This is a genomic window from Arthrobacter crusticola, assembly GCF_004357995.1.
Classification (GTDB): domain Bacteria; phylum Actinomycetota; class Actinomycetes; order Actinomycetales; family Micrococcaceae; genus Arthrobacter_D; species Arthrobacter_D crusticola.
In genome coordinates this window covers 117,175-130,624 of the sequence record NZ_SMTK01000006.1, presented here as the reverse complement: position 1 = coordinate 130,624, position 13,450 = coordinate 117,175, and the positions used below count along the sequence as shown (strand labels likewise).

The window sequence follows — 13,450 nt, the reverse complement described above, 5'->3', positions numbered from 1 at the left end:
CCGGGCCCCGGACACGCGCCAGTGAGGGCGCGTCCGGGGCCCCGTCGTCGGCCCGCGCCCTGCCCCCGGCAGGGCCATGACCGTTCACCTCACCCTGTCCCAGGCCCGCAGGGCGGCCCTGCTGGCCCAGGGACTCGCCAAGACCCGGCCCACGGCCCCGCCTACCGCGCGGGCCGTGGGCCGGATCCTCGATAAGCTCCAGCTGCTCCAGATCGATTCGGTCAACGTCCTGGTGCGCTCGCACTACCTTCCGGTTTTCTCGCGGCTCGGGGCCTACGACCCGGCGGTTCTCGACCGGTTCGCCGCCAGGCATCCGCGCCGGCTGACCGAGTACTGGGCGCACGAGGCCAGCTTCATCGACCCTGCCCTGTTCCCGCACCTGCGCCCCTGGCAGCGGCGCACCTGGAGCGGAGCATCGGGGATGGACCCGGTCCTCCGCTCATCCCTCGAGGAACGAATCCTCACGCTCCTTGCCTCAAGCCGGGCGCTGACCGCAGGACAGGTGCAGGAACGCCTCGGCCACTCGGAGCAGCGCAGCACCGATCACTGGGGATGGAACTGGAGCGCCGTCAAACGGGTTCTTGAGGACCTCTTCGCCCGCGGGGAAATCAGCTCGGCAGGCCGGACCTCCTCCTTCGAACGCCGGTACGCCCCCTCGGCCCGGGTGCTGCCCACCTCCGACCTTGCAGCCCAGGAGGCCGACCCGCGCGAGGCGATCCTCGTCCTGACCGAACGCGCCGCCGCCGCGTTGGGCATCGGTACGGTGCGCAGTTTCGCCGACTACTTCCGCACCCCGGTCCGCGACACCGCGGAGGCGGTGCGGATCCTCGAGGGGAGGGGGGTGCTCACCAGTGCCCAGGTGGGCTCCTGGAACCGGCCGGCCTACCTCCACCGCGATGCCACGATCCCGCGCCGCGCCGCCGGGCGGGCGCTGCTGAGCCCCTTCGACTCCCTCGTCTTCGACCGCCCGCGGCTCGAGGAGCTTTTCGGCTTCCACTACCGGCTCGAGATCTACACTCCGGCGGCGGCACGCCGCTACGGGTATTACGTCCTGCCCTTCCTGCTCGGAGAGACGATGGCGGCCCGGGTGGACCTCAAGGCCGACCGGACCACCGGGCGCCTGCTGGTGCGCGGAAGCTATGCCGAACCGGGCGCGCCCGCGGGCACCGCCGACGAACTCGCAGCTGAACTGGGTACCATGGCCGGATGGCTCGGCCTGCAGCAGGTCGTCGTCGAACCCGTGGGAGACCTCGCGGCACCGCTTTCCGCGGCGCTGGGGCGGCGTTGAGCCGTTCGGGAACTAAAGCGGGAGACCAGGCGTCTTCCCGTAGACTGATCACGCCATCTTTCGGCAGCCTTAGATTGGGAGCAGATACCAGTGCCATCACTTCTTGAACGAGTTCTCCGCACCGGCGATAAGAAGACACTGAAGAAACTCCGGAACTACGCCGATGCGATCAACATCATCGAGGACGACTTCCGTGCGATGTCCGACGCTGAGCTGCGCGGGGAGACCGACAAGCTGAAGAAGCGCCACGCGGACGGCGAGAGCCTTGACGACCTCCTGCCCGAGGCCTTCGCCGCGGTGCGGGAGGCCTCCCGCCGCACCCTGGGCCTGCGCCACTTCGACGTCCAGCTCATGGGCGGGGCCGCGCTGCACCTTGGCAATATTGCCGAGATGAAGACCGGCGAGGGCAAGACCCTCGTGGCCACGGCCCCTGCCTACCTCAACGCGCTCAGCGGCAAGGGCGTCCACATCGTCACGGTCAACGACTACCTCGCCGAGTACCAGTCGGACCTCATGGGCCGCGTGTTTCGGTTCCTGGGCATGACCAGCGGGTGCATCCTGTCCAAGCAGGACCCGGCGACGCGCCGCGAACAGTACGCCGCGGACATCACCTACGGAACGAACAACGAATTCGGCTTCGACTACCTGCGCGACAATATGGCTTGGAGCGCCTCCGAGCTCGTCCAGCGCGGGCACAACTTCGCCATCGTCGACGAGGTCGACTCCATCCTCATTGACGAGGCCCGGACCCCGCTGATCATCTCCGGGCAGGCCTCCGGCGACGTCAACCGCTGGTACAACGAGTTCGCGAAGGTCGTGAAGAAGCTCTCCGTCGACGCCGACTACGAGGTCGACGAGAAGAAGCGCACCGTCGGGGTGCTCGAGTCCGGCATCGAGAAGGTCGAGGACTACCTCGGCATCTCCAACCTCTACGAGTCCGCGAACACCCCGCTGATCGGCTTCCTCAACAACGCCATCAAGGCCAAGGAACTGTTCAAGCGCGACAAGGACTACGTCGTACTGAACGGCGAGGTGATGATCGTCGACGAGCACACCGGCCGCATCCTCGCCGGGCGCCGGTACAACGAGGGCATGCACCAGGCGATCGAGGCCAAGGAAGGCGTCGAGATCAAGGCGGAGAACCAGACGCTGGCCACGGTCACCCTGCAGAACTACTTCCGGCTCTACGAAAAGCTCTCCGGCATGACCGGCACCGCCGAGACCGAGGCCGCGGAGTTCATGTCGACCTACAAGCTCGGCGTGGTGCCCATCCCCACCAACAAGGAGATGGCCCGCAAGGACCTCGCCGACCTGATCTACAAGAACGAGGTGGCGAAGTTCGACGCCGTCGTGAAGGACATCGTCGAACGCCACGAGACCGGCCAGCCGGTCCTGGTCGGCACCACCAGCGTCGAGAAGAGCGAATACCTCTCCAAGCAGCTCGCCAAGGCCGGGGTCCGCCATGAGGTCCTCAACGCCAAGAACCACGCCCGCGAAGCCGCCATCGTCGCCCAGGCCGGACGCAAGGGCGCCGTCACGGTGGCCACCAACATGGCAGGCCGCGGCACCGACATCATGCTCGGCGGCAACGCGGAGTTCAATGCCGTCGCCGAGCTTGAGAAGCGCGGTCTTGACCCGGCGAAGAATCCCGAGGAGTACGAGGCGCAGTGGCCTGCGGCCCTTGAGGCGGCCAAGAAGGCTGTGGAGGCCGAGCAGGAGGAGGTCCGCGAACTCGGCGGGCTCTATGTGCTGGGTACCGAGCGCCACGAATCGCGCCGGATCGACAACCAGCTGCGCGGCCGCTCCGGCCGTCAGGGCGACCCGGGCCGCTCGCGGTTCTACCTCTCGCTGACCGACGACCTCATGCGGCTGTTCAACTCCGGCGGCGCCGAGCGCATCATGAACAGTTCGAGCATGCCCGACGACGTCGCCCTCGAGTCGCGGCTCGTCTCAAAGGCGATCGAGAACGCCCAGGGCCAGGTCGAGGGGCGCAACGCCGAACAGCGCAAGAACGTGCTGAAGTACGACGACGTCCTGAACCGCCAGCGCGAGGCCATTTACGGCGACCGCCGGCGCATCCTCGAAGGAGGCGACCTGAAGGAAAAGGTCGGCTACTTCCTTGAGGACGTGGTGACGGCCATGGTCGATGAGGCCACCGCCCAGGGCCACGGCGACGATTGGGACTACGAGCTGCTGTGGACCAACCTCAAGACGCTCTACCCGATCACCCTCACGATCGATGAGGTCATCGAGGAAGCCGGCGGGAAGTCGAAGATCACCCGTGACTTCCTCCATGCGGAGATTCTCTCCGACGCCAAGCTCGCCTACCAGGCGCGGGAGGATGCCCTCGGTGAGCAGACGATGCGCGAACTCGAGCGCCGCGTGGTCCTGTCGGTGATCGGCCGGAAGTGGCAGGAGCACCTCTACGAGATGGACTACCTCAAGGAGGGCATCGGACTGCGGGCCATGGCCCAGCGCGACCCCCTGGTGGAGTACCAGCGCGAGGGCTTCATCCTCTTCCAGGCCATGATGGAGGCAATCCGCGAGGAGACCATCGGGTACCTCTTCAACCTCGAGGTCGAGGTGGCCGCCCCCGCGGCGCCGGCGTCGAACGGTCTGGGCGTCCAGGACGGCCGCGGGCTGGTTCAGGTTCCCTCGATCCGGGCGGCGGGCCTCGAGGCGCCGCAGCGCCCGGCCAGCCTCAACTTCTCCGCGCCGAACGCGCAGGGCGAGGTCGAGACACACGTGGAGCGGCTCAAGACTGCCGTGGCCGAGACGAAGGCCCGGGCGGAGCGGAACGGCGCCAAGCGGCCCAAGAAGTAGTCAACAGGCAGCTCAGCCGATCTCCAGGGCGGTGACCTTCCAGTCGCCGCGGCGGTGTTCGACCCGCAGGGCGACGGCGCGGGCGCGCCTGCGGTCCAGGACGACCAGCGCGGCCTCGAAAGCGGTGGCCGAGACGCGGCAGAGCCGCGCGCTGCGTACCGTAACGCAGCGGTAGGCCCGCCGGTCCACCAGAGTGCCGCCCGGGCAGGGGCCGGAGGCCTCGGAGGCCGCGACCTTCTGCAGAAGGCAGGCGCGCAGGTGCAGCTTCTCGTAGCTGGCCGGGTCGAGCCAGCGGGACATCTGCTGGGCGGGGCGGCTGCCGTCGAGGACCTCAACGGCTCCCTGCGCCACGGCACGCGCGATCCCGCCGACGCGTTCCTCCGCTTCCGGCCCCAGCGCCTCCGCCGGCGGCTGCCCCGGCGGGTCCGCACAGGACGGGAGAACCCCCGGTGCGGCGGTACGGGGCGGGTGTTCCTGATGTCGGTGCTGGGTGAGGATGGGCATGGCGTTCCTTTCTCTGGGTCGGAGGTTCGGTCCTGCTGCAGGCTGGGACTCTCAGGGCGGATCCGGTGGAGCAAGTGTCTGGCCCGGCGTCAGCAGGTCGGGGTCCTGGCCGATCAGGGAGGCGTTCCTCGCGTACCAGCGCGGCCAGCTTGCCGCGATCTCGGCGTCCGTAGCGAGGGGACCCAGCCGCGCCGCGGCGATCGACCACAGCGAGTCACCACTGTGGACAACCACCCCGGGCGGATCTTCAACCTGAGCCGGGCCCTGCTGGCGCGGCGGCCGGGCCAGCAGACCGGGATCGCAGGGGAGCGGCAGAGGTTTCCAGTGCGGGCTGACCCGCGGTTCCCGGCCGGAAGGGTGGGACTGCCCGGGCTGAGGGTCCTCACGGCGGTCGGCTGACACCGCGGGCAGCCTGACTGCCGGAGCCGTGACTGCCGGAGCCGCAACCGCCGGCACCGCGGCCGCGGCAGGTACCGGCGCTGCCGGCGGTGCCGAGGCTGCGCAGGGTGCGGCCAGGAGAGTCGCCCCGAGCAGCGCAGCGGCCAGCCGGCGCATGAAGGCCGGGACGAGGGCCGCCATTCCGGAGGAGGCGGCGGCGCGGCCGCTGCGTTCGAGGATCTCCGCGCCGAGCGCGAGCGCCAGGGTTCCCGTCCACCAAAGCAGGACAACCAGGCCGGCGACGGCTACCGCGGCGCCGATACCGGCCTCCGGTGCGCGCCAGCCGCCGGAGGTGAGTCCCACGCCCGAGAGGACGAGAACTGTCCCGAGGCCGAGGAGGACCGCCGGGTAGAGAACCGCCGAACACCTTTCCATGCTGCGCTCCCTTGCGTTTGAACAAGTTTGAGCGCGTTTAATTCCATTTGTCCACGTTTGGTACTACTCGAATTGGTTGACCCCCTCTACCCGCTTCCCTACCGTTGGACCATGCGGTGGGAAGCCCTGTTTGGTGATCTCGAGGCCCAGCTGGCGGCTGCGCGGGCGGCCTCGGACGAAGCGGCGGCGACGGACCTCCTCAGGGTGGAGCAGGCGCGGGTGGCCCTCGTGGACCGGCTGGCCGGCTCCTTAGCGCAGGCACTGAAGGTCCGGACCGGGAACGGGCAGGGTTTTTCCGGCAGGCTGGCCTACGTCGGCGCCGAGTGGCTTGTGCTCACGGAGGGGCAGCGGTCCGTCCTGGTGCCCTTTGCCGCGATCCTGAGCATCGAAGGCCTTGGACGCGCCGTGGGCCCGCGCCCGGCAGGGATCCACGCCCGACTGGGCCTCGCCTCGGCCTACCGGGCGCTGGCCCGGGACCGGGTCCACGTCAGCGTTTACGCGGGGTCACCGGCGACGGTTTCAGAGGGCACGCTGGACCGGGTCGGGGCCGACTTCCTCGAGGTGGCCCTCGTCCCCCCGGGCGAGTACCGCAGGGCGGCCAATGTCCGGGCAGTGGTGGCGCTGCCCTTCGCCGCGGTCGCCGCGGTGGCCTCCCACCCCTGACGCCGTTGACGCTCAGGCGTTGTTGACCGGGTCGGCGCTTCCGCGCAGGGAGGCCGCGGACCTACGGTAGGCATCGGCGATGTAGTCCTCGAGGACCCGTGCCTCAACCCGCCATTGACCGCGTCCCCCGACCTGGATCGCAGGAAGCTCCCCTGATCGAACCAGGGCGTAGGTCTGGGAGGAGCTGATATTGAGCACCTCCGCAACATCGGCGAGGGTCAGGAACCGCTTCTCAGCCACACGAACACCTCTTCCTCAGCCGTGGCTTTGCTCCACGAACGCTTGGTGCCACCCGTAAGCACCCGGCTGGACGTGCCTCAATTCTGTCACTCCCCGGCCGCGGGGGTGCCCGTTGTCCACAGATTCGGGCACGCACAAAACCTTCTGTTTATTTTGTGTGCCACCTGCACAACAATGGCAGGAGTGCCGGTGTCCATCCACGGGTGCCGAAGAGTGTTCCGAAGCGTGCGGAGGAAGCTCCATGAGCGGTAACGCGAGCCGGACGGACCGGAACCCCACCGCGCCGCGGATCGGCAGGCCGTCCTGGCGGGATCCAAGGCTCATCATCGGGCTGCTGCTCGTACTGGCCTCCACCGCAGGAGTCACTGCCCTGGTCGGCAGCCTCGACCGGACCACCGATGTCCTTGCCGCCCGCACAGAGCTGCCCGTCGGTGCGCGCCTGGAGTCCGGTGACCTCACCAAGGTCGCCGTCCGGCTGGGCGGCTCGGAGAAGAAGTATCTGCGGGCCTCCTCCGGTCTGCCGGAGGACGCGGTGGTGACCCGCCTCGTCCGTCCGGGAGAACTTGTTCCGGCCGCCGCCGTCGGCCGCCCGGACGAGCTGGACCGGAAGCCGGTGGGGCTGCCCATTGAGGACCCCCTCCCCGCCGGCACTGAACCCGGGGTGAGGGTTGATGTCTGGGTCGCGCTGCCGGAGGCGGCCACCGGGCAGGGCACCCGGTTCGAGCAGCCCCGGCTCCTGCTTGAGGGCGCCGAGGTCTCCGAGATCACGGTCAGGGAATCGGCCCTGGGAACGGACTCCCGGTCCCGGGTCTACGTGCTGGTGGCCGACGAGACAATGCCGGCCCTGCTCAACGCCCTGTCGAATGACGCGAAGATCGCCGTGGTGCTGAACCCGCGGGGTGGTCCGTGAGCGGCCCGGTCATCCCCGTGGTCACCGTGGGGCCGGCCGCGGGGGAGTACGTTCCCGGCCTGGAAAAGCTCCACGGCCCGGTAACCGTCGTGCGCCGCTGCGAGGGCATGCCCGAACTGCTGGCGGCCGGCCAGGCCGGACTGGCCCGCGCGGCCATCCTCTCACCCGGAACCGGCGGGCTGACGGTATCACTCCTGGAGCGACTGCGGGACACCGGGATCGCCGTCGTGCTGCTGGCAGGAGAGGACGACTCGGCCGCCGGGGCCGGGGTACCCGGGGTACGCCGGGCCCCTCCCGGAATCGCGGCCGGCCCCCTGGCCGAACTCGTCGCGGCGGCCGTGGAAAGCCTGGCCGGGGCCGAACGGAGTCCGGGCTCCCGTGCGGGCACCAGCGCCTACGCCGACCCGGCTGCCGCCCTGCCGCCCCTCGAAGACGCCGCGGAGCCGCCTCCCGGCGGGCGCGGCGGCGGCACCATCACCGCGGTGTGGGGGCCGACCGGTGCGCCGGGGCGCACCACGGTGGCCGTGAACATGGCGGCGGAACTGGCCGCTGCCGGGTCTCCGGTCCTGCTGGTGGATGCCGACACCTACGGGGCCAGCGTGGCGGCGTTCCTCGGCCTGCTTGACGAGGCCGCCGGACTCGCCCAGGCCTGCCGGCTGGCCGACCAGGGGACTCTCGACCCGGCCGGGCTCCGCCGGGTGGCCTCAACCGTCGCCGTCGGCGGCGGCAGGCTGGGGGTCCTCACCGGCCTGACCCGCCCAGACCGGTGGCCCGAGGTGCGGCCCGCTGCCCTCGCCCGGGTCCTCGAGTGCGCCCGCGCGTGCGCTGCCGTGACCATCGTCGACTGCGGGTTCTGCCTCGAAGCCGATGAGGAGCTCAGCTTCGACACCGCCGCTCCCCGCCGCAACGGGGCGGCGCTGCGCTGCCTTGAACTGGCCGACTCCGTCATTGCGGTCGGTGCCGCCGACGCCGTCGGCGTCCCGCGCCTCGTGCGCTCGCTGACCGTCCTCGCCGAGGCGGTGCCCTCGGCCGAGCCGAGGGTGGTGCTCAACAAGGTCCGTGCCGCTTCCGTCGGGCGCTCGCCGGAGGACCAGCTGAGGGAAGCCTGGGAGCGGTTCGGACCAGGGACGGCCATTTCGGACTTCCTTCCCGCCGACTTCCCGGCGGCGGACGAGGCACTGCTGGCGGGCTCGGTGCTCGCCGAAGCAGCCCCGTCCTCGGCCCTGCGCAGGGCGATCGCAGGTCTCGTCGATGTGACGGTTGAACAACGTCAGCGCCGCCGCATTGGATGGAGCTCCAACGAAGTGAAGTTTTCGTGGATGCCCGTTAGGCTTCCAAGGTAAGGGGCCGCAAGGGAGCGGTCTTTCATCTCGTTACGGAGGCGTTTTTCATGTCGTCTGGATCCAGCGTCACGGATCAGTCCAGTTCAGACACGTCGCTTGAGGACTTCATTGAGCACTACTATGAACACCTCGCAGGGGAGGACGCCGAAGCCTACAGCGGTTCAGTGCTGCGTGACCGCGCGCTGACCCACCGCCGGCTTGCCGAGGTGCGCGCGGCCGGAGAGCCGGTGGTCGATGTCTTCGACCAGGGCGAGGTGAGCGTCGTCGCCATTGTCACCGATGACATGCCCTTCCTTGTCGATTCGGTCACCGCGGAACTGGTCCGGCAGGACTGCGCCATCCGTCTGGTGGTCCATCCCACCTTCGTGGCGGCACGCGACGATGCGTCCCACGTCCTCAACGGCCTTCAGCGGGTCCCCTCCAGCGCCGGCTCCTCAAGCGGAGACACGGCCGCGCTTCCCGATATCTCCCACCTGATCCCCGGGGCCTCCTCGATCGAATCGTGGATGTCCATCGAAATCAGCCGGATTTCCGACGAGGTGGCACGCGGCGCCCTGATCGACGGCCTTTACAAGGTCCTGGCCGACGTGCGGGCCGCGGTGCACGACTGGCCCGCCATGCGCGCCCAGGTCCAGAGCATCGCCGAATCCCTGAACGGGGTCGTGGGCGGCTCCTCCATCCCCGACCTCCGCCAGGCACAGGAACTGCTGAGGTGGCTCGATGACGGGAATTTCACCTTCCTCGGCTACAAGGAATACGACCTCGTCGTTGAGGATGGCCTCGATGCCCTCTGCGTCCGCCGGGGCAGCGGCCTCGGCCTGCTCCGCGACACCGACGAGGACCGGCGGATCCAGCACCTCACCTCGGCGGGCCGCGCTAAGGCCCGTGAGAAGCGGGCCCTGGTGATCACCAAGGCAAACTCACGCTCCACCGTCCACCGCGCCGCGTACCTCGACTACATCGGGATCAAGAGCTTTGACGCGCAGGGCAACGTCAACGGGGAACGGCGTTTCATCGGGCTGTTCGCGACCAGCGCCTACACGGGCTCCGTGCGCAACGTGCCGATCGTCCGGGACAAGGTCACCGAGATGCTCCAGCTCTGCGGATTCCCCTCCGACTCGCACTCGGGCAAGGATTTGCTCTCGATCGCCGAAACCTATCCGCGGGACGAGCTGTTCCAGATCGAAGTCGAGGACCTGGTCAACACGGCTATGGGCATCCTGCGCCTCCAGGAGCGCCGCCGCACCCGCCTGTTCCTCCGCCCCGACATCTACGGGCGGTTCATGTCGGCGCTGGTCTACCTCCCCCGCGACCGCTACACCACCAGCGTCCGGCTGCGGATTGAGGAGGAGCTGCGCACCACCTTCCACGCCGACTCGATCGACTTCGAGGCCCGCGTGAGCGAATCGGCCCTGGCGAGGCTGTTCTTCCGGATCCGGCTTGCCCGCGGCGGAGAGGTTCAGCAGGTCGACAGCGCCGAGCTGGAGGAGCGGCTCGTCCGGGCGGCCCGATCCTGGGCCGAAGGCATTGCCGAGGTCGCGCGGGACCGCTTCGACCGGGAGGAAGCCGAGCGCCTGTCCGAGCTTTGGGGGGAGGCATTCCCGGCGGGATACCGGGTCGACTACGAGGTTGAGGATGCCCTCGAGGACGTCAGCCGCTTCGAGGCCCTCGATGGCTCCACCGGTGCGCCGGGCATGCACGTTTACGTCCCGCAGCGCCCCGGCGCCGAGGAGGACGCAAGGCTCAAGCTCTACCTGATGGAGCCGAAGAGCCTCACACAGATTCTGCCGTTCCTGCACAACCTCGGCCTCGAGGTCCTCGACGAGCGGCCGTTCGAAATCGAACGCGCCGACGGCCAGCAGTACTTCCTGTACGACCTGGGCCTGAGGTATCCGGCCGGCATCAGCCCGCTTGAAGCGGCCGACCTGCTCAAGGAGGCGTTCGCCGCCGCCGTCGTCGGTGCCAGCGAGTCGGACACCTTCGACCGCCTGGTGGTGCGCGAGCACTTCAGCTGGCGCCAGGTGCTGATCCTGCGCAGCTATGCCAAGTACATGCGCCAGATCGGCAATGCGAACTCGTACGGCTTCGTCGCCGATACGCTGCTGCGCAACGCCGGCGTGGCCCGGGCGCTCGTCGCGCTGTTCGAGGCACGGTTCGACCCCGACCTGGCCTCCGACCGGGAGACCGCGGCCGAGGCCGCCCGCGCCGACCTCGCCGCGGGACTGGAACGGGTCGTGACCCTCGACGCCGACCGCGTGCTGCGCTCCTACGCCAACCTCATCGACGCGACCCTGCGCACGAACTACTTCCAGAACAAGCGGCACGTCAGCTTCAAGCTCGACACCCCCTCGATCGAGGGGGCGCCGTTCCCGCGGCCCAAGTTCGAGATCTGGGTGTACTCGCCCCAGGTCGAGGGTGTCCACCTGCGCTTCGGCGAGATCGCCCGCGGCGGGCTGCGCTGGTCGGACCGCCGCGAGGACTTCCGCACCGAGGTGCTGGGCCTGGTGAAGGCTCAGACCGTCAAAAACGCCGTCATCGTGCCCACCGGGGCCAAGGGCGGGTTCTTCCCCAAGCAGCTTCCCGATCCCACGGTAGACAGGGCGGCGTGGCTGTCCGAGGGCACGGAGAGCTACCGCACCTTCATCCGCGCCCTGCTGGACATCACCGACAACCTGGTCACCGTCGACGGACGGGAAACGGTAGTCACGCCCGAACGGGTGGTGCGCCATGACGGCGACGACTCCTACCTGGTCGTCGCGGCGGACAAGGGCACCGCGTCCTTCTCCGACATCGCCAACGGGCTGTCGGCGGAATACGGCTTCTGGCTCGGCGACGCCTTCGCATCGGGCGGCTCGGTGGGCTACGACCACAAGGCGATGGGCATCACCGCCCGCGGTGCCTGGGAGTCCGTCAAGCGGCACTTCAGCGAGTTCGACCTGGACACGCAGACCCAGGACTTCACGGTCGTGGGTGTCGGCGACATGAGCGGGGACGTGTTCGGCAACGGCATGCTGCTCTCCGAACACATCAAGCTCGTGGCCGCCTTCGACCACCGGCACATCTTCCTCGACCCCAACCCGGACCCGGCGGCCTCCCACGCCGAGCGCCGGCGGCTGTTCGAGCTGCCGCGCTCCAGCTGGGAGGACTACAACGCCTCCCTGCTCAGCGAGGGCGGCGGAATCTACCCCCGGCAGTCCAAGTCGATTCCGGTCTCGGCGCAGGTCCGGGCCGTTCTGGGCCTCGAAGACTCCGTGACCACCCTCAGCCCGCCCGAACTCCTGAAGGCCATCCTCAGCGCACCGGTCGACCTGCTCTACAACGGCGGCATCGGCACCTATGTGAAGTCCTCGGCCGAAACCAACGCCGAGGTCGGGGACCGCGCCAACGACGCGATCCGGATCAACGGCAGCGACCTGCGGGTCAAGGTCGTCGGGGAGGGCGGGAACCTCGGCATGACCCAGCGCGGACGGATCGAGGCCGCGCTGCACGGCGTGGTGCTCAACACCGACGCGATCGACAACTCCGCCGGCGTCGACTGCTCCGACCACGAGGTCAACATCAAGATCTTCGTCGACCGGATGGTCAAGCTGGGCCGGATGACGCCGGAGGAACGCCCCGGGTTCCTCCACGCCATGACCGATGAGGTCAGCGAGCTCGTGCTGCGCGACAACATCGACCAGAACGTGCTGCTGCTCAACGACCGGCAGCGGATCATCGAGTGGAGTCCCAGCTTCGAGCGGTTGATGGACTGGCTTGAGGCGCACGCGGACCTGGACCGGGGCCTCGAGGCCCTGCCCACCACCAAGGCGCTGCGGGCCCGGATTGAGACCGGGAAGGGCCTGACTTCCCCGGAGCTGTCGGTCCTTGCGGCCTACGCGAAGATCGAACTGGCCAAGGCGCTCACCCGCAGCGACCTGCCCGACGACCCCTGGTTCGCCGGCACCCTGCGCCGGTACTTCCCGCACCAGCTGGTGGAGCGCTTCGGCGACCTGCTTGACACCCACCCGCTGCGCCGGGAGATCATCGCAACGACCGTCGCCAACGACATGGTCAACATGGGCGGAATCACCTTCGCCTTCCGCGTCATGGAGGAGACCTCCGTGTCCGAATCCGCGGTCGCCCGGGCCTTCGTTGCGCTGCGCGAGATCTACGAGCTCGACTCGATCGTCACCGCGCTCGAGGCGCTGCCCGCCGACTTCCCGACCGAGCACTGGTGCGAGGTCCACCTGGATCTGCGGCGCCTGCTGGACCGGGCCGTCCGCTGGTTCGTGAACCATGTCGAAGCCGGCACCCCGGTCGAGGAAAGCATCGCGGCGTTCAAACCCCTCATGGACCCGCTGCGGTCCCGGCTCTCATCCTTCGTGCGCGGCGGGGACCTCGAGCGGGTCCGGAAGTGGACGGCGGTGGCGCAGGAGCGGGGGTTGCCCGAGTCCATCGTCACCACCTGGGCCGAACAGTTCGAATCCTTCGCCCTCCTCGACATCGCCTTCAGCACCCGGCGGGTCGACGAACCGGTCGAGGATATCGCCCGCGTGTACTACGCCGTCTACGACTACTTCGACGTGGACAATCTCCTGGAGCGCATCACCCACCTTCCCCGGAAGGACAGGTGGCAGGCGCTGGCCCGGGCGGCGCTGCGCGATGACCTCTACTCCACCGTCGCTGATATCACCGTCGCGGTGCTCAAGGCCTCGGACAGGCTCCCCGGAGGCGAGCCGATGGCCCGCCTGCATGAGTGGGAGGCGCAGCACGCCGACCAGCTGGCACGGGCCAGGAACATGTTCGACGAGGTCAACCGCCTCGAACAGGACGATATCTCTTCGCTCTCGGTGGCGCTGCGCCTGCTGCGCTCCATCGTCCGCTGAT

The 13,450-nt window shown here is 69.0% G+C and carries 9 protein-coding genes; 6 read left to right on the top strand and 3 right to left on the bottom strand.

All coding sequences use genetic code 11. From position 1 onward, the window contains the following. Positions 1 to 76: 76 nt before the first annotated feature. Together E2F48_RS16430 and secA are read left to right on the top strand one after the other, a co-directional pair. Positions 77 to 1,288 carry a winged helix-turn-helix domain-containing protein gene (locus E2F48_RS16430; protein WP_133405034.1) on the top strand — a complete coding sequence of 404 codons (1,212 nt, stop codon included), beginning with the start codon at positions 77 to 79 and terminating at the stop codon, positions 1,286 to 1,288. A 90-nt stretch (positions 1,289 to 1,378) separates the two neighbouring features. After that, complete coding sequence (secA, locus tag E2F48_RS16425) at positions 1,379 to 4,111, top strand: preprotein translocase subunit SecA (RefSeq protein ID WP_133405033.1); 2,733 nt, start codon at positions 1,379 to 1,381, stop codon at positions 4,109 to 4,111. Between the two features lie 12 nt (positions 4,112 to 4,123). On the opposite strand, the gene E2F48_RS16420 is transcribed toward secA, so the two are convergent. Beyond that, positions 4,124 to 4,615 (bottom strand): Rv3235 family protein, encoded by a 492-nt coding sequence (locus tag E2F48_RS16420; protein WP_133405032.1) that lies wholly within the window; start codon positions 4,613 to 4,615, stop codon positions 4,124 to 4,126. A gap of 51 nt (positions 4,616 to 4,666) precedes the next feature. Beyond that, positions 4,667 to 5,428 carry a LysM peptidoglycan-binding domain-containing protein gene (locus E2F48_RS16415; RefSeq protein ID WP_133405031.1) on the bottom strand — a complete coding sequence of 254 codons (762 nt, stop codon included), beginning with the start codon at positions 5,426 to 5,428 and terminating at the stop codon, positions 4,667 to 4,669. Between the two features lie 111 nt (positions 5,429 to 5,539). Here E2F48_RS16415 and E2F48_RS16410 point away from each other — a divergent pair, with 111 nt between their 5' ends. Beyond that, positions 5,540 to 6,091 (top strand): hypothetical protein, encoded by a 552-nt coding sequence (locus E2F48_RS16410; RefSeq protein ID WP_133405030.1) that lies wholly within the window; start codon positions 5,540 to 5,542, stop codon positions 6,089 to 6,091. A 12-nt stretch (positions 6,092 to 6,103) separates the two neighbouring features. Here the strand turns inward: E2F48_RS16410 and E2F48_RS16405 are convergent, their stop codons facing one another. After that, positions 6,104 to 6,331, bottom strand: coding sequence for a helix-turn-helix domain-containing protein (locus E2F48_RS16405; protein ID WP_120165081.1), 228 nt, complete (start codon positions 6,329 to 6,331; stop codon positions 6,104 to 6,106). 241 nt (positions 6,332 to 6,572) lie between these two features. On the opposite strand from E2F48_RS16405, the gene E2F48_RS16400 reads away from it, so the two are divergent. From E2F48_RS16400 to E2F48_RS16390, 3 genes are read left to right on the top strand one after another with little or no spacing between them, the layout of a single operon-like run. Next, complete coding sequence (locus tag E2F48_RS16400) at positions 6,573 to 7,241, top strand: CpaB family protein (RefSeq protein WP_133405029.1); 669 nt, start codon at positions 6,573 to 6,575, stop codon at positions 7,239 to 7,241. Then, positions 7,238 to 8,584 (top strand): CpaE/TadZ family protein, encoded by a 1,347-nt coding sequence (locus E2F48_RS16395; RefSeq protein ID WP_133405028.1) that lies wholly within the window; start codon positions 7,238 to 7,240, stop codon positions 8,582 to 8,584. Before E2F48_RS16400 ends, E2F48_RS16395 begins: the two co-directional genes overlap by 4 nt. 47 nt (positions 8,585 to 8,631) lie before the next feature. Beyond that, complete coding sequence (locus E2F48_RS16390; protein ID WP_133405027.1) at positions 8,632 to 13,449, top strand: NAD-glutamate dehydrogenase; 4,818 nt, start codon at positions 8,632 to 8,634, stop codon at positions 13,447 to 13,449. The last annotated feature ends 1 nt before the right edge of the window (position 13,450 follow it).